Below are 14,347 nucleotides of genomic sequence, written 5' to 3'. Positions count from 1 at the left end.
ACAGGAAGGAGAGAAACGGCGCTGGCGCGCCGGGCCTAAATCCGGTAGAGTCGCGTCGTCCAGAACTCGTGGAAGGCGTCGTCGAGGGCGTCTCTCGGGTCGCCGGTCGCGTCCACGGCGCTGGTCGCGTCGGCGCGCTCCTCGAACTCCCCCAAGAGGGTGCGCTGGCCGACGACGTAGAGGCGGTCGGCGGCCGAGTCCGCCAGCGCCGCCTCGATAGCCGCCTCGCACTCGTCGAGGTGTTCGTCTATCTGGGCGTCGCGGCGGCGCTCGAACCGCCCCTGCGAGAACCCGCCCTTCGAGTGGTCTGACTTCACGTCGCTCTCGAATCCCTCGAAGTCGCGGCGTTCGCGGCCCTCGTAGACGCCGAGCGCGAACAGGTCCGACCGGACCAGCGCCAGCGCGAACGACCCGGTCGGCAGGAACCACTCGCGGTCGAGGCGAAAGCCGTCGCTCCACTCCGCGAAGGGGTCGGGCGCGACGGGAGGGGCGAGCGCCGCGCTCACGAGACCCGCGTCGTCGGTGACCGCGAGGCAGGGAGCGGCCCGGCCGACCAGCGCGGCGTGGTCGCCGAACGCGGTTTCGACTGCTTCGGGGAGGTCGCCGTCGTCGCCGACCATCGTGGTCAGCGCGCCCTCGGAGTCTGTCTCGACGGATTCGAGGCGCGAGAGGACCTCCGCGAGTCGGTCGCCGCGGACGGTCTCGACGCCGGGCGAGGCCGACTCCGCGGTGGACCGGCGCGGCCCGCCGACGCCACGGAAGTCGAGGTCGGGGTCGCCGTCCCCCGACTCGGTTCGTTCGACCCGGTCTTCCAACTCGGTCACGCGGTCCTCCAACCGGTTGACTCGCTGTTCGGCCTCCTGCCGGGCGGTAGTGGCCTCGGCGCGGCGCTCCTCCTCGGCCTCCAGTTGGCGTTCGAGGTGGCGCTTCTCGTCTTCGAGGTCGGCGATGCGGTCTTTCAACGCCGCGCGCCCGAGCAACTGGTCGAGCATTCGGCGGAAACAGCGGGCGGAGGTGTCTTGTAGCTTCTGCTTGGGGTCGGGCAGTGGCGCAAAACGCATCGGTCCCGCAATATCTATATATTTTTGGGTGTCAAATATATACTTTCTGCGCTACGTTTATGGGCTTCAGGCGGTTACGCTCGACCAACCAATGACAGAGGGAAGTGGGGTTCGGCGGTCCCGTGGTCGCGCATCGAAATCCGACGAGACGGTACGAGAGGACGCCGAAATCGGCGACTGGGCCGAGTGGAGTTCGCCGGGGGAACCGGTCACGCTCGCTCGGTTCGCCGCTCCCAGCGCAGACACCGAGACCGCGCTGGCGGTGTTCGCCGACCCGCACCTCTCGACCGACAAGGAGGGGACGTGGAAGGCCTACCACCGGACCGAGGACCGCCTCCGGGCCGCGGTCGCCGACGCCAACGACCGCGACGTGGACGGCGTCGTGGTCGCGGGCGACCTGACCGAGGACGGCCGCCCCGCGGACTTCGACGGCGCGGCCGACGCGCTGGCCGACCTCGACGCGCCGTTCGTCGCGGTGCCGGGCAACCACGACGTGCCGAAGTCGTTCAAGAGCCACGACACGCCGCCGGTCGAGGAGTTCGCCGAGCGCTTCGCGCCCGACGAGTTCCCGTTCCGCAAGCGGTTCGGCGGCGTGGACGTGTTGGGTCTGAACTCGGCGTCCGCGCCCGACGGCGAACTCGACGCCACCCACGACGGTGCCGTCTCCGAGGACCAACTGGCGTGGCTCGAATCGACGCTCCCCGAGACCGACGCCGCGCTGGTCGTGAGCCACCACAACCTACCGGGACTCGACTCGTGCGTCGGCGAGGAGGGCTACGCGCCCCACCCGCCGGTCGGCGACGCGCCCGCGTTCGTGGACGCACTCGCGGGCCACGACGCGCTCCACCTCTCGGGTCACGTCCACCTGCCCGCCGCCGTTAGCGGGGCGGCGACGTCCGGAACTGCGAACGGACGAGACCAGCGAGGGGGCGATGTGCGAGGACTGGTCTGTCCCGCGCTCTCGTCGTTCCCGCAGGCGTACGTCCTCGCCGAGGTCGGACCGGCGGGCACGACGCTTCGGCTGGTTCCCGTGGCCGACGAGACGGGGGTCGAGGAGGCCCGCGAACTCGCCGAGAACCACTCCGAGCGGAGCGCGGACATCTGCGAGATGGTCGAGACCCAACTGTCGGACCTGCCGCTGGTGGACGAACGATAGGGTTCGTCGGCCGACTACGCCCGGCCGACTAGTCCCGATTCGAGGGTGCCAACTCTTCTATCGTTCGCTCGGCCATCTCGGCGGGGGCGTTGCTCGGAATCGTCACCATCGGTCGCGTCACGCAGTCGATGTCGGCGACGGCCGCGAACTGCTCGCGCGCTCGGTCGGGCGTGCCCGCGACCCCGAGCGCCGCGACCATCTCGTCGGTGACGCTCGCCGCGGCGGCGTCCCGGTCGCCCTCCCGCCACGCCTCGGCGACCGCGTCCGCGGCGTCGGGGAACCGCTGGCCGACCGCGCGCTGGTACCCCCGGCCGTTCCCGACGTAGTACGCGACGTGGCCCCGGATGACGTCTCTCGCCCCTTCTGGGTCGTCGCTGACGGCGGCGGGGACGTACGGCGCGACGTCTACGGTCGCGTCCCGCCCGGCCGTCTCCATCTTCTCGCGGATGTACGCGAAATTCTCGTCGAGGTCGGGGAACGGGACGTTGTGCGGAATCCATCCGTCGCACAGACGCGCGACCACGCGCCGGTTCGCCTCCCCGAGCGCCGCGTGGTAGACGGGCACGTCGGCGTCCAGCGAGGGGAAGTCCCGTACCTCGAATATCTCGCCCTCGTAGTTCACCCGACCCTCGTCGCCGAGGAAGGCCCGTACGAGTTCGATGGTCTCGTGGGCGCGCCGGACAGGGTTCGGGTCCTCCCACTCCGCGCCGTGGAGGTCCTCGACGGCCTTCCTCGTGGACGTGCCGACTCCGAGACGGAATCGGCCGTCCGAGACCCGGTCGAGCGTGGCGGCGGTCATCGCCAGCACGGCGGGCGTGCGCGAGAAGACGTTGACGATGGCCGTCCCCAGCTTCACCTCGTCGGTGCGGGCGGCGATGTCGGTGAGGCGGACGACGGCGCTCGTCCCCCAGAGTTCGCCGAGCCAGAGACCGTCGTAGCCCAGTTCCTCGGCCCGAACGCCGAGTTCGGTGGTGTCCCGGTCGGCCGTCTGCGGAAGCAACAGGTCGGTCGGCATGCGACTACACACCACGCGAACGGTGAAAAAGGCGGCCGTGGCGATGGGGGTTCGCACTCGTTGACGGCGGTGTCCTTCACCCGCTCTCGGCGCTCCCGTTCACCGGTCTTCGGTGTCGTCCGTCGCGTCGTTGGCTCTGGGCACGTCGTCCGGTCTCTGTGCGCCGTCCGTTCTCTGCGCATCGTTTGGCTTCGACGAGTCGCCGGGTCCCGACCGACCGTTCGACTCGTTGCGCGCTGGCGGGTCGTACCGGTCCCGGCCGAAGAACGCCCTGAGCGCGAGCATCGTGCCGACGTAGGAACCGGCGACGAGGACCAGAAAGCCGAGGAGGAACTCTATCATACCCGCGGTTCGTCGCATCACGACGGTAAAGCTATCGCTCGAAGCGTCGAAAATATCAGAAGCGGGCCGCAGTCGCCCGAGTCAGTCCGCGGCGACGGGGGTTCGACGCTCGTCGCCGGCCATCGCCAGCACGTCGTCGAAGAAGTCGAGGCTGTCGTGCGGACCGGGGTTGGCCTCGGGGTGGTACTGGCGGGTGATGACGTTCAGGTCGTCGCTCTCTAGTCCCTCGGCGGTGTCGTCGTTGACGTTGACCTGCGTCACGTCGAGCTTCGGGCCGGGTTCGGCGACGGTGTAGCCGTGGTTCTGGGTGGTCATCACGACCCTGTCGGTCCGGAGGTCACGGACCGGTTGGTTGACGCCGCGGTGGCCGAAGTCCATCTTCTCGGTGGTGCCGCCGAGCGCGCGGGCGACAATCTGCTGGCCGAGACAGATGCCCGCGAGCGGAATCTCGCCGACGAACTCCTCGACCAGCGACTGGGCGGTCTCGAAGTTCGCGGGGTCGCCCGGTCCGTTCGAGACGAACAGCACGTCGGGGTCGAGGTCGGCGACTTCGCCCGGCGAGACGTCGTACGGCAGGACGTGGACCGTCGCGCCGCGGTCGAGCAGCGAGTCGGTGATGCTCCCCTTCGCGCCGCAGTCCACGAGCGCCACGTCGGGACCGTCCCCGCCCTCGAAGGTCTCGCGCTGGGAGACGCTGACCTGCGCGCCGATGTCGGTGTGGTCGCTCATGCCGGGACAGTCCGCCAGCGCCTCCTTGGCCGCCTCGGGCGAGGCGTCGGGTCCGGCCGAGATGCCGCACTTCATCGCTCCGCCCTCCCGAATCTGGCCCACGAGGTCGCGCGTGTCGAGTTTGTCCACCGCGGGGACGCCCTCTTCGGTGAGCCAATCGGCCACGTCGTCGGTGAGTTCGCGCGCGACGACCGCACGGGGGTGAACTCGTTCGTCCTCGAATCGCTCGGGACGAACGCCGTAGTTCCCGATGAGGGGGTACGAGAACGTCAGGACCTGCTCCTCGTAAGAGGGGTCGGTCAGACTCTCCTCGTAACCCGTGTACGCGGTCGTGAATACCAGTTCGCCGTGGGACGTGCCCGGAGCGCGACAGCGTGCCTCCACGACACTGCCACCCTCCAGTGCGACGTATGCGGCCACCATTACGAGATTCATACGAAACACGGGAGTATAAACCTTGCTTTCGTAGCGAGATTACGAATTTCGTAATCGTCAAGTGGGGTCCCCGTCTATCTACGCATCTCGATGGACGAACTGGACCGCGAAATCTTGAGCATCTTACGTCGAGACGCCCGAAAACCGTACACCGAAATCGCCGAGCAGGTCGGGACCAGCGAGGGAACGGTTCGCAATCGCGTCGAGCGCATGACCGACGAGGGAGTCATCGAGCGATTCACCATCGCTACCCAGACCGGCAACGTGAAGGCGATGATAGAACTCGACGTGGCGGTGGACGTCAACACCTCCGACCTCGGCGAGCGCGTGGCCGACTGGGAGCAGGTGGACTTCGTCTGGCAGGTCTCTGGCGAGGAGGACATCGTGCTGGTCGTGGACGCGGCCGACACCCAGAGCGTGAACCAACTCATCACGAAGGCGCGCGAACTGGAGGAAGTAGTGAACACGAAGACGCGACTGATTCTGGACGAGAAACTCGGATAGGTTCGTCGTCTGTCCGTCTCGTAGGGCGTAGTTCGTAGCTCCGCGAACGTATCGGAAGTTCGAAGGTGTGTGGTCAGACGAGAGATGTGGTCAGACGAACGATTCGGTCAGGCGGATGTGGTCGGACGAAAGAAGCTAGCTACACGCTTGAGCAACGGAGTTACCTCACCGCCGCGTACGCACCGCAACCGCGGCCTCGTACCTCCCCAACCTCCTCGCTCGCGTCGCTCGCTCGTCCCTCGCGCGGACGGGCGCGGCACGAGACCGCGCCCGCACGCGCCGGGTGAACGGGGAGAATCCGCGCGCGACCAACCGGCGAAGCCTCTCGACCGCTGCGGTTTCACGGGCCGAAAAACGAGCGATTCGAAGTCGAGCGTCGGCGGATTCGACGGTCCTCAGTTACCGCTGTTCGAACTGGCGTCGAAGCTCACCTCGGCGATGCGGGTGTTATAGGGGTCGCGTTCCTCGGCCTCCGACGGAATCTCGGTCTCGGGCGAGTACTGGCTGACGGTCCAGAACCGGCCTGACTGCGGGTCCACCGAGACGCCGTTGTAGTCGCCCCACCGCAGGGGGTTCTCCACGGTGCCGAAGCCCTCGCCGAAGTCGTAGTTCGACGCGCCCTCTTGGACGACCAGCGCGTCCTCCAGTTGCCCCGCCGGGAAGTCCTCGGTCCGGCCCGCGACGACCGACTGAATGTAGGTGTCGGGACCGCTCACGTTGTGCGCGATGACCGCCGTACCGTCGTCGGCCCCGACCGTCGGGATGTAGTAGGAGGTGCCCGGTTCGCCGTAGACGCCGCTCTGGACGACCGACCGCGAGGCCACGTCGATTTCGTACCACCGAATCGCCGCGACCGCCCGCCCGTCGCCGTCCCAGTCGTACTGGATGGTGTGTGCGGTCCACAGCGACCCGTCGTCGAAGTCGGCGTTCATCAGGCGCGTGCCGAGCGTGTCCACGTAGTCCGTCTCGTCGCCGCCCTTCTGGCGGGCCGCGGGCGGATAGCTGTAGGGGTCCACGTCGAGGGTGAAACACTCCAGCGTCGGGTCGCCGACCGGGTCGGTCAGTTCCCAGAGCGTGAGCGTTCCGGAACTCGGCGTGGGGAAGTCGCTGTTCACGAGGTAGTACGTCCCCGAACTCCCGCCCGAGGACGGTTGGAGCGCCGGTTGCACCGTGAAGGTCTGGCCGTCGGCGTTCGGGTCGCTCATCCCGGTGAAGTGGTTCCCGGTCACGTCCTCGCCCGCGTACATCGCGGCCTTGTCCAGCGCGACCATCGTCACCTCGAACACGTCGCCGAAGAAGTTCTGGGCGAGGTAGACGGCGTCGCGGTCGAGTCCGAGCGTCGGATAATCGACCAGCCCCTCGTTGCGAATCGGCGGGATTCGGTAGACGTACCAGTCGCCGTTCGGGTTACTGGTGGCCGATACCGCGACCATCCACCAGCCCCGGGGTGGCCGACTCACCTGTTCGTCCTCCAACTCGCCCTCTTCGAGTTCCTCGCGGTCGATAATCTCGCCGTCGGTCGTCAGACCGGGTTCGTACTGTGTCGCGGCCACGACGAATCGGTCTGACTCCCGGTCGTAGCGCGCCCGCGGGTCGAACACGAACGGTGCGCCGTAGACGAACCCGCCTTCGGGTTCCGTGATGACCGGTTCCCAGAGCCGTTCGAGCGGGAACTGGTGTTCGCGTCGCCCGGCCTGCTTGTTGAAGATGGCGACCTGCCGGTTGAGGGCGTGGAGGACCTTCCCGTCGCCCGCGGCGACCTGCGAGTCCGAGGGGACGCCGCCCCGCGTCTCGCCGGCGTTCACCCCGTCGTACTCGGCCCTGACGCCCAGCGGACCGGGGTCCTCGACGTTCGACTCTTGGGCGGCCTTCCGGGGCGGTTGTCGTCCCTCTGCGTCGCTGGCGGCCCGACGGAGGTCGGTCGCGGCCTCGTCGCCGCCCGGACTCGACGCGGCGACCGAACCGGGCGTCTCCCCGCGTGCCTGCTCGGACCGAATCTGTCCGAGGTTCACCGTCGCGCCGGTGTACGTCCGCTCGAAGGGACCGTCGGCGCAGTCGGTCTGAGCGGTCGCCACTTCGCCGGCGAATCCGGCGAGCGACAGTCCACCGATTCCGACGCCAGCGGCCTGTAGCAGTCGGCGGCGGTCCATCGACAAGCGGTCGTTTCGGTTCGAGTCCGAAGCGTCGTCTCCCGTAGTTTGTCTCATGGTGTAGACCGATTTGAGAATTGTCTCGGTTAGAGTTAGTTAATCAGCGGCTACTCGAGCTCGACTCCCGAAACGAAGACGAAATTTTATGATAATTCGTGTAGTACGTACGTAAATTTCTCCGAAACTAACCTCCCGGAGACGACTCCGAGGTCGTCACCAAATCCAGACGTGACTCGGAGGAGGGTAACCGACGCTTATCTCGGCAGTCGTTCGCGCTACGCCTCCAACCGATACCGATACGGCGACGACCGAATGACTGTCACGTCGCCGTCGCGGGCGCGCCGTCCGAGGATGGTGGCGACGCTGTGGGCACTCTCGAACGATTCGCCGTGAGCCTCGAGCAACTGGAGGATTTCGCGCGCGGTCAACGGTTCGTCGGCGTCGGCTTCGGCGAGGACGGTTCGAATCCGGTCGTATTCCCTCGCGCAGTGGGCCATGCGTCCGTTCCGGTATGCGAGTGATTACCACTTAATCTTCAGTCAGACGAGCGTCAGACGATTATTCGAGGATTGAATAGTCTGATACAATTCGGCGACCACCGGTCTCAGACCGCTTGGTCGTGCGGCCCGGAGAAGTCGCGTTCGCGCCGGTACTGCTCGACGAACTCCGTCACGTCGAAGTCGAGCATGTCGTCTTCGAACTGGGCCATCGCACTGTCGTCGTCGGCGTGACTGACGGCGTGTTCCATCAGTTCCACGAGGAGTTCGACTACGATTTCGTGGAGGCGACGCGAGTCGAAGTCGGTCACCCACACGAGCGTGTAGCCCACGTCTTGGTCCTCCTCGACGTTCTCGCTGACGACCTCCTCGGGGAACTCCTCCAACACGACGCCCATGACGTGGGGCGTGCCGAACTCGCCCAAATCGTCGTCGGTGTCGATAGTCGCCCGGAGAACGTCCACGAGGAACTCGGGGACGAACCGGGACGGCGGGTGTACGTCGGTCACGACCGCGTGGCTCTCGCCGCACGCGCACTCGTACTCGCGCATGCCCATGTCGAGGTCGTGAACGTGTACTGACTCACCACAGGGGAGGTCGATTTCGGCCCCCCGACCACCCGGAACGCGCGGTTCTGCCATGCGAGGCGCTTAGGCTCTCGGGTGTTTAAAGGCCGCGACTACCGCTACCGGTGACTCGGACGCGGGTACCGAACGCAACTGAAGAAGACGGCAGCGGACGAGACCGACCTCACGTCTCGGTCGTCGTGGTCGTCTCGACGTCGCGGGCAGTGTAAATGTTGTAGCCCGCGAGCGCGGCGACCAGCGCTCCGACGATGACGTCGTTCCAGAAACTCAGCACGCTGACCGTCTCGAAGAAGAACGCGGCGACTATCATCCAGAGACCGAGCAGTGCGACCAGCGACGCCACGCCGACGCTGATGGCCTCCTCGTTGGCGGCCTCGTAGTAGTTGTACGCCGCGAGGACCGCTATCGCCGCGCCGACTATCATGCCGTTCCACGGGTTCGCGGCGAGTACACCGTCGAGTGCACCGTCGGCCCATATCTCTCCGGCGACGATTGCGTCCCACACGAACGGCGCGGCTATCAGCCAGAGTCCCAGCAGGACGTTGAGTCCCGCCGTCCACTTCCCCTCTTCTTCGGGGTTCTCGTCGAGCGTTTCGACGTACTCCGTGTCGTCGTACTCTGCATCCTCGTCTTCGAAACCGACTTCGTCCTCGTCGTGGTCACCGTCGTACGGGTCGTTGTCTACCATGGGTCACTCCGACTCGACGTAGTCGTGTCAGACGGATAAGCAACAGCAGTCGTTCGAACCGTTCGAAAGTTACCGAACGATTACGTGAGAACGTCCCGGTTCGAAACTAAAGCACTCGGTCGGTGTGCGACCATCTCGGAGTCGGACCCGTCCCGAGGAATCGTAATCGGCGTTTACTCCCGAGACCGTCGCCGGTTCAAGGCCAGTCGTCGCGCTGGTCTTCTTCGACCGCGGCACTTTCGTCGTCGGTCTCCTCGGCGAGTTGCCAGTCGGCGGCCTCGGCGGCCTCGCTCACGTCGAGGAACTCCCACTCGTGGTCCTCGGCGAGGTCTCGGTCCGCATCGGTCGTCCCGACGAAGACGTGGCGGTCGGTGTCGAACTGTTCGCGGACACTCTCGAGGCTCTCGCCTTTCCCCTTCGGCCCGGAGAAGAAGTCCTGTCGGATGCGGTTCTTCCGGGTGAAGTTGGTCACGACGTAGGTGGGCTTGTCCGAGACGACGCCGACGTACTTGCTCCACCTGCGTGCGTCGTCGAACACCGTGCCGGGTTCGGCCAACTCCTCCAGCGCCGAGAGTTCGAAGGCGAGAGTCATCTCGCCGCTTCCGTTCATATCCCTTTCTCGGCCCGTGGCGGCCAAAACGCCTTCGGTCCGGAGTCAACCACCTCGAATCGGAGTGGCGTGTTCGGTCTGGGCCGACCTGCGTCGCCGCCGCTGGCGACTCTCGGGTGAGTTCTGACGCGGACGAAACCGAAATCAGACGGGGTCCGGACTCAGGCGAGTTCGACCCGCAGATACTCGGAGAACACGACTACCGGTTCGTCCGCGAACTCGGTGGCGAGTTCGGGCGTCACCGTGACGGTCGTTCGGTCGTCGTACTCGGCTACCAACTGCTTGGCGGTCTCGGGTAACTCGTCGAAGTGTCGGACGGGCGCGCCGGGCGGGACGGTCGTCGTCGGGCGGAGGTGGAGGGTTCGCCCGTCACCCTCTGCTCCGGAAGTCGTGTTCGAGGACATTATGCTACACGGTACCAAATGACTCACAGAATCTTAAACCTTCTGGCGAGCGGAACCAACCGGCGCCGTCGATAGATGTACCTCCCGAACGCGGGCATCAGAAACGAATCGGTCCGAAGAGAACGTCGAAACGGAGAGTCAGAAGCGATAGGCGTCGTCTTCGTCGCCCAGCGAGCGCTCGGTAGTCTCCATCATCTCGTCGGCGAACTCCATCTCGTCGCGGGTGTCGGTCTCCATCGTGGTCTGGTACTCCTTGATGCCGAGCGAGAGTATCTCCTCGAGGGCCTCCTGACGGTCCACGAACTCCTCCTGAGAGACGAGTTGGTCAATCTGCATGTCTACGTCGTCCGACAGGGCGATTTCGAGTTGGGGCATGTACGTCGGGTAACGGTTCCACCTACAACAACGTTGGGGACTATCCCGTCTCTTCCGATACCGCGCGGCGACCAAGGATTTGGGCGTCCGGGACGTCTGCCGACGCATGGCCAGCGTAGACACTCATCTCCGGCGTATCGCCGCACTCGCGGACGAGAAACTCGACGAGCGCTCGGGGTCCTCGCCCGAGGACCACGAGTACCGAGCGGCGTTGGAGGCGATGCGCGCGCTCGGCGGGGAGTCGGCGGTGGACCGATTCGCGGACGACCTGAAGCGGTCGATACGCAAGTCCGAGACCCTCCCGCAGGAGCAGTCGGTGCGGTCGCTCGGCCGCGACATCTGCGAGAGAGAGGGGTACGACATTCCGGACGATTCGTGGTTCGCGCGATAGAATCGGAGTCGGAAGTCCTCGCCGAAACGACGACAGAGAAATACTTATCCTCCTGACGTTAGTGCGGGAAACCGATGCCCTCCGGAGATTCGACCGTCGAACTATCGCGTCGACGGTTACTGGCGCTTTGGGGCGGAGCGACCGGACTTGGACTCGCAGGCGGTCGCCTCTACGGGCGCTTCTCGAACGGTGGCGACTGCGACCCCACACCGCTGACCGCCGCTCCGACCGAGTGGCCGTCGCCCCACTCCGACCGTGGCAACACCCGGTCGGTCCCCGCCGCGAGTGCGCCGACAGGCCCGCTCGTGGAACGCTGGCACCGAGCGTTCGAGATTCGAGAGGATGCCCGCCCGGTGGTGGCGAACGGCCGGGTCTTCCTCGCGACCGGAAACCGGGCGGCAGAAGTCGAGTTCGTCCGGGCGTACGATATCCGAGACGGGCGCTCTGACTGGGAGGTCCGATTTCGCAACGACGAGCGCTCGACCAGTCCCGTGGCGATGGGCGACTCCGTGTTTCACGCGACGACCACCGAGGAGTCGGGAACGGTCGTCACCGCGCTCGCCGCGGCCGACGGGAGCGAACGCTGGACCCGCGCGGTCGGCGAGCGCGAGAACCCGACCATTGCGGCCGGGTTAGTCCACCTGACCGAGTACGTCGGCCACGACGGGGAGCGCGTCTACGCTCTCGACGCCGCGACCGGGGAACGGTGCTGGGAGAGAACGCTCTCCCGGTCTGTCCGGGGAGACCCCGCGGTGACGGGCGGCCGCCTCGTCTACAACGTCGGCACCGAAGGCGAACTGCTGGCCCTCGACGCCCGAACCGGCGCGGAGGCGTGGAGAGGCGACGTGTCCGAGTACTTCCATCCGAACAACGACGCTCCCGACTCGGCAATTACCGACGCCGTCCGCGGGCGGATAGTCGCGGACGCCGACCGCGTGCTGGTCACGACCTTCGGCGGACGACTGCTCGCGCTCGACGCGGCGTCGGGCGACGTCCAGTGGACGACGACGTCGAGTCGGACCGCGCTGGTCGAACGGGACGGACGCACTCACGCCCCAGCGTGGTTCACCGCCGGCGCACTGAGCGACGGCGTCCTGCTGGCGATAGAGTCCAGACACCTCGAAAACGCGGACGCGATGTGGGCCATCGACACGGAGACCGGAGCGACGCGCTGGCGGTTCGAACCGACTTCGCCGGAACTGCTCTCCCTGTCGCTACCGACGATAGCCGGACAGAAGGCGTACGTCTGTGAGTACCAGCGAGTGCGGGGTTCGACCCGACTGCTCCGGTTCGACCTGAAGACCGGCGAACGACTCGGTGCGCACGACATCGGTGAACACGGCGCTTCTGGACCCGTTCTCGCCGACGAGACGGTAGTGGTGGCCGACGGTGGCGGAGTCACGACGCTAAGGGGCGACTGAGCACGTCGAAAAAACGAGGCGGTATCGGACGACCTACTGTTCCTGCGGAATCGCCAGTTCGTCGGGGTCGAAATCCTTCTCCAGCAGGACCTCCTTCTGGTCGGCGACCTCGGCCTCCTTCCGGATGAGGTCCTTGTACCGGCCCTGCGGCGCGATGTCGCCGATGAGGACGCCGCCGACGAGTTTACCGTCCTTGAACGCGAGGCGACGCCACTCGGTGTCGCTGTACTTGCGCTCGCACTCGTCGTCGCCCAGCGTCGGGAAGCCGAAGCTGAGGAACGGGAAGTCGAAGTGGGTGATGGAGTACGAGGAGACCCAACGGAACTCCTCTTCCTCGCCGTCGGCGACCATGTTCTTCGCGGCGATTTGGCCCTGTTCTTTGGCACTGCCCCACGACCCGTTCTGCGCGTACTGGTCGAGGATGGTGTCGTAGTACCGGGTGATGTCACCGGCCGCGTAGATGTCCTCGACGTTGGTCTGCATGTACTCGTCGACGACGATGCCGCTGTCCTCCTCGATGCCCGTGCCTTGGAGGTACTCGGTGTTGAAGTTCAGGCCGATGGCGACGCCCACGAAGTCGCTCTCGTACTCCTCGCCGTTGGCGTCGATGGTCGAGACGACGTGACCGTCGTCGTCGGTCTCGAAGCCTTCGACGCCGCTCTCGAGGACCGGTTCGACGCCCTTCTCTTCGAGCGCGTCGTGGATAATCTCCGCGCCGTCGAGGCTCAGGCCGTAGCGCCACCAGCGGTTGCCCCGCATGATGTACTTCGCATCGACGCCCTGTGCGGCACAGACCGCCGCGAGGTCGATGCCGAGCAGGCCCGCGCCGACGACGACGCCGGTGTCGGCCTCGTCCGCGTGCTCCTGAATCTTGCGGGCGTCCTGAAACGTCCAGAAGTGATGGATGCCCTCGGCGTCGCTGTTGTCCACCGGAAGCTGAGTCGGCGTGCCACCCGTGGCGACGAGCAGCTTGTCGTACTCGAACGTGCCGCTGTCGTGGGTGTGAACCTCGTGAGCGTCCGGGTCTACGTCCGTGACGAACGTGTTGAGTTCGAGGTCGATGTCCCGCTCGGCGTACCAGTCCTCTTCGTGGATGGAAATCGGCGCTTCGGGGAGTTTTCCTTTGGCGAATTCTTTGATGAGGATGCGGTTGTACAGCGCCTCACCTTCGTCTGTGATGACGGATACGTCGGCTTCCGGGTCCTCCTCGCGGATGGTCTCCGCGGCGGAACTGCCCGCAACCCCGTCACCGATTATCACGTACGACTCGCTCATAACCGGAACTTCATCTTCGGGGTTAAAGTGGGTTGCTATCTGTAAATCGTGGGTGCGATTCACGAACGGACGGGCTTTTGGGCGTCGCGTCCCAATCCCTTCACGATGAAGATAAAACAGAACGTCCGCCACTTCGCGTCCCGGAAGGCGCTGGAACTGCCGGTGGTCTCGGACCTCGTCAAGAACAAACTCGTGGACATGCACACCCGCATCTTCCTCGGGAAGGCCGACCCCGACCACCGCGAGGAGCGCCGGGAACACCTCGACGCCTTCTTCGATGCGACGATGGACACCTACCTCGCGGCGCTCCAGCAGGGCGCGCCCGAGGCCGAGGCCCGCGAGATAACGCACGTCCAAGCCAACTTCGACTTCTACAACCACGGCTGGACCGAGATGATGGAGTTCCCCGTGGACGAACTCGGCGACCACTACGACCGCTACGAGACCTTCTTCGAGCGCCACGGCATCACCATCGACGACCCGCTCGGGGAGTTCGGACCGCCCGCCGGTCTCCCGGCCGCGCCCTCGACGCCGGAGAAACTGGAGGAACCCGAGCACCCGTACGCGGAAGGCGGGTTCGCCGACGACGTGTACGTCGAGGACGAGGAGGGTAACGTCCACGTCGGCGGTCAGGACGAACCCACGGACGTGAACGTCACGGACGCGCCGGGCGTCAGCGACGAGGACGCCGAGGCGTAATCGACGCT

The 14,347-nt window shown here is 66.1% G+C and carries 17 protein-coding genes; 5 read left to right on the top strand and 12 right to left on the bottom strand.

The window, feature by feature from the left end:
• Positions 1-35: 35 nt before the first annotated feature.
• On the bottom strand, positions 36-992 hold the full coding sequence (locus FXF75_RS03710; protein ID WP_163521082.1) for a Vms1/Ankzf1 family peptidyl-tRNA hydrolase: 957 nt from the start codon (positions 990-992) through the stop codon (positions 36-38).
• A gap of 160 nt (positions 993-1,152) precedes the next feature.
• Here FXF75_RS03710 and FXF75_RS03705 point away from each other — a divergent pair, with 160 nt between their 5' ends.
• Entirely contained in the window at positions 1,153-2,217 is a 1,065-nt protein-coding gene (locus FXF75_RS03705; protein ID WP_163520187.1) for a metallophosphoesterase, read from the top strand.
• A gap of 28 nt (positions 2,218-2,245) precedes the next feature.
• Here the strand turns inward: FXF75_RS03705 and FXF75_RS03700 are convergent, their stop codons facing one another.
• The 3 genes from FXF75_RS03700 to carA all read right to left on the bottom strand — a co-directional run bounded on the left by FXF75_RS03700 (position 2,246) and on the right by carA (position 4,726).
• On the bottom strand, positions 2,246-3,232 hold the full coding sequence (locus FXF75_RS03700; protein WP_163520186.1) for an LLM class flavin-dependent oxidoreductase: 987 nt from the start codon (positions 3,230-3,232) through the stop codon (positions 2,246-2,248).
• A 99-nt stretch (positions 3,233-3,331) separates the two neighbouring features.
• The gene (locus tag FXF75_RS03695) at positions 3,332-3,574 is read right to left on the bottom strand and encodes a hypothetical protein (RefSeq protein WP_163519531.1); all 243 of its coding nucleotides are present in this window, start codon (positions 3,572-3,574) and stop codon (positions 3,332-3,334) included.
• A gap of 81 nt (positions 3,575-3,655) precedes the next feature.
• Entirely contained in the window at positions 3,656-4,726 is a 1,071-nt protein-coding gene (carA, locus tag FXF75_RS03690; RefSeq protein WP_163520185.1) for a glutamine-hydrolyzing carbamoyl-phosphate synthase small subunit, read from the bottom strand.
• A gap of 102 nt (positions 4,727-4,828) precedes the next feature.
• Between carA and FXF75_RS03685 the strand changes: the two genes are divergently transcribed.
• Positions 4,829-5,242 (top strand): Lrp/AsnC family transcriptional regulator, encoded by a 414-nt coding sequence (locus tag FXF75_RS03685; RefSeq protein WP_163520184.1) that lies wholly within the window; start codon positions 4,829-4,831, stop codon positions 5,240-5,242.
• Between the two features lie 395 nt (positions 5,243-5,637).
• Here the strand turns inward: FXF75_RS03685 and FXF75_RS03680 are convergent, their stop codons facing one another.
• From FXF75_RS03680 to FXF75_RS03650, 7 genes are all read right to left on the bottom strand, one after another.
• Positions 5,638-7,449, bottom strand: a complete 1,812-nt coding sequence (locus FXF75_RS03680; RefSeq protein WP_163520183.1) for a hypothetical protein — start codon at positions 7,447-7,449, stop codon at positions 5,638-5,640.
• Between the two features lie 218 nt (positions 7,450-7,667).
• On the bottom strand, positions 7,668-7,889 hold the full coding sequence (locus tag FXF75_RS03675) for a hypothetical protein (RefSeq protein ID WP_163520182.1): 222 nt from the start codon (positions 7,887-7,889) through the stop codon (positions 7,668-7,670).
• Between the two features lie 107 nt (positions 7,890-7,996).
• Positions 7,997-8,530, bottom strand: coding sequence for a DUF5815 family protein (locus FXF75_RS03670; RefSeq protein WP_163520181.1), 534 nt, complete (start codon positions 8,528-8,530; stop codon positions 7,997-7,999).
• 109 nt (positions 8,531-8,639) lie between these two features.
• On the bottom strand, positions 8,640-9,164 hold the full coding sequence (locus FXF75_RS03665) for an SPW repeat protein (RefSeq protein ID WP_163520180.1): 525 nt from the start codon (positions 9,162-9,164) through the stop codon (positions 8,640-8,642).
• 196 nt (positions 9,165-9,360) lie between these two features.
• Positions 9,361-9,774 carry a hypothetical protein gene (locus FXF75_RS03660; RefSeq protein ID WP_163520179.1) on the bottom strand — a complete coding sequence of 138 codons (414 nt, stop codon included), beginning with the start codon at positions 9,772-9,774 and terminating at the stop codon, positions 9,361-9,363.
• Positions 9,775-9,935: 161 nt separating this feature from the next.
• Positions 9,936-10,178 carry a hypothetical protein gene (locus FXF75_RS03655; protein ID WP_163520178.1) on the bottom strand — a complete coding sequence of 81 codons (243 nt, stop codon included), beginning with the start codon at positions 10,176-10,178 and terminating at the stop codon, positions 9,936-9,938.
• A 138-nt stretch (positions 10,179-10,316) separates the two neighbouring features.
• Positions 10,317-10,553, bottom strand: a complete 237-nt coding sequence (locus FXF75_RS03650; protein ID WP_163520177.1) for a cell surface protein — start codon at positions 10,551-10,553, stop codon at positions 10,317-10,319.
• Positions 10,554-10,659: 106 nt separating this feature from the next.
• Between FXF75_RS03650 and FXF75_RS03645 the strand changes: the two genes are divergently transcribed.
• Positions 10,660-10,944 carry a hypothetical protein gene (locus FXF75_RS03645; RefSeq protein ID WP_163520176.1) on the top strand — a complete coding sequence of 95 codons (285 nt, stop codon included), beginning with the start codon at positions 10,660-10,662 and terminating at the stop codon, positions 10,942-10,944.
• Positions 10,945-11,018: 74 nt separating this feature from the next.
• A complete protein-coding gene (locus FXF75_RS03640; protein ID WP_163520175.1) occupies positions 11,019-12,365 on the top strand; it encodes a PQQ-binding-like beta-propeller repeat protein in 1,347 nt (448 codons plus the stop codon).
• A gap of 33 nt (positions 12,366-12,398) precedes the next feature.
• On the opposite strand, the gene FXF75_RS03635 is transcribed toward FXF75_RS03640, so the two are convergent.
• The gene (locus FXF75_RS03635; protein ID WP_163520174.1) at positions 12,399-13,640 is read right to left on the bottom strand and encodes an NAD(P)/FAD-dependent oxidoreductase; all 1,242 of its coding nucleotides are present in this window, start codon (positions 13,638-13,640) and stop codon (positions 12,399-12,401) included.
• Between the two features lie 105 nt (positions 13,641-13,745).
• Between FXF75_RS03635 and FXF75_RS03630 the strand changes: the two genes are divergently transcribed.
• Positions 13,746-14,339: a DUF6149 family protein gene (locus FXF75_RS03630; RefSeq protein WP_163520173.1), complete on the top strand. Its 594-nt coding sequence runs from the start codon at positions 13,746-13,748 to the stop codon at positions 14,337-14,339.
• Positions 14,340-14,347 lie beyond the last annotated feature (8 nt).

Origin of the sequence: Halorussus sp. MSC15.2, from assembly GCF_010747475.1 — an archaeon.
GTDB lineage: Archaea > Halobacteriota > Halobacteria > Halobacteriales > Haladaptataceae > Halorussus.
Note: the sequence above shows the minus strand (reverse complement) of the source record. Positions and strands in the feature narration are given on the sequence as shown.

Excerpts from the sequence above, each read along its gene's own strand:
- FXF75_RS03710 (WP_163521082.1), bottom strand. The coding sequence starts at position 992 with ATGCTCGACCAGTTGCTCGGGCGCGCGGCGTTGAAAGACCGCATCGCC.
- FXF75_RS03705 (WP_163520187.1), top strand. The coding sequence starts at position 1,153 with ATGACAGAGGGAAGTGGGGTTCGGCGGTCCCGTGGTCGCGCATCGAAA.
- FXF75_RS03700 (WP_163520186.1), bottom strand. The coding sequence starts at position 3,232 with ATGCCGACCGACCTGTTGCTTCCGCAGACGGCCGACCGGGACACCACC.
- FXF75_RS03695 (WP_163519531.1), bottom strand. The coding sequence starts at position 3,574 with ATGATAGAGTTCCTCCTCGGCTTTCTGGTCCTCGTCGCCGGTTCCTAC.
- carA (WP_163520185.1), bottom strand. The coding sequence starts at position 4,726 with ATGGTGGCCGCATACGTCGCACTGGAGGGTGGCAGTGTCGTGGAGGCA.
- FXF75_RS03685 (WP_163520184.1), top strand. The coding sequence starts at position 4,829 with ATGGACGAACTGGACCGCGAAATCTTGAGCATCTTACGTCGAGACGCC.
- FXF75_RS03680 (WP_163520183.1), bottom strand. The coding sequence starts at position 7,449 with ATGAGACAAACTACGGGAGACGACGCTTCGGACTCGAACCGAAACGAC.
- FXF75_RS03675 (WP_163520182.1), bottom strand. The coding sequence starts at position 7,889 with ATGGCCCACTGCGCGAGGGAATACGACCGGATTCGAACCGTCCTCGCC.
- FXF75_RS03670 (WP_163520181.1), bottom strand. The coding sequence starts at position 8,530 with ATGGCAGAACCGCGCGTTCCGGGTGGTCGGGGGGCCGAAATCGACCTC.
- FXF75_RS03665 (WP_163520180.1), bottom strand. The coding sequence starts at position 9,164 with ATGGTAGACAACGACCCGTACGACGGTGACCACGACGAGGACGAAGTC.
- FXF75_RS03660 (WP_163520179.1), bottom strand. The coding sequence starts at position 9,774 with ATGAACGGAAGCGGCGAGATGACTCTCGCCTTCGAACTCTCGGCGCTG.
- FXF75_RS03655 (WP_163520178.1), bottom strand. The coding sequence starts at position 10,178 with ATGTCCTCGAACACGACTTCCGGAGCAGAGGGTGACGGGCGAACCCTC.
- FXF75_RS03650 (WP_163520177.1), bottom strand. The coding sequence starts at position 10,553 with ATGCCCCAACTCGAAATCGCCCTGTCGGACGACGTAGACATGCAGATT.
- FXF75_RS03645 (WP_163520176.1), top strand. The coding sequence starts at position 10,660 with ATGGCCAGCGTAGACACTCATCTCCGGCGTATCGCCGCACTCGCGGAC.
- FXF75_RS03640 (WP_163520175.1), top strand. The coding sequence starts at position 11,019 with ATGCCCTCCGGAGATTCGACCGTCGAACTATCGCGTCGACGGTTACTG.
- FXF75_RS03635 (WP_163520174.1), bottom strand. The coding sequence starts at position 13,640 with ATGAGCGAGTCGTACGTGATAATCGGTGACGGGGTTGCGGGCAGTTCC.
- FXF75_RS03630 (WP_163520173.1), top strand. The coding sequence starts at position 13,746 with ATGAAGATAAAACAGAACGTCCGCCACTTCGCGTCCCGGAAGGCGCTG.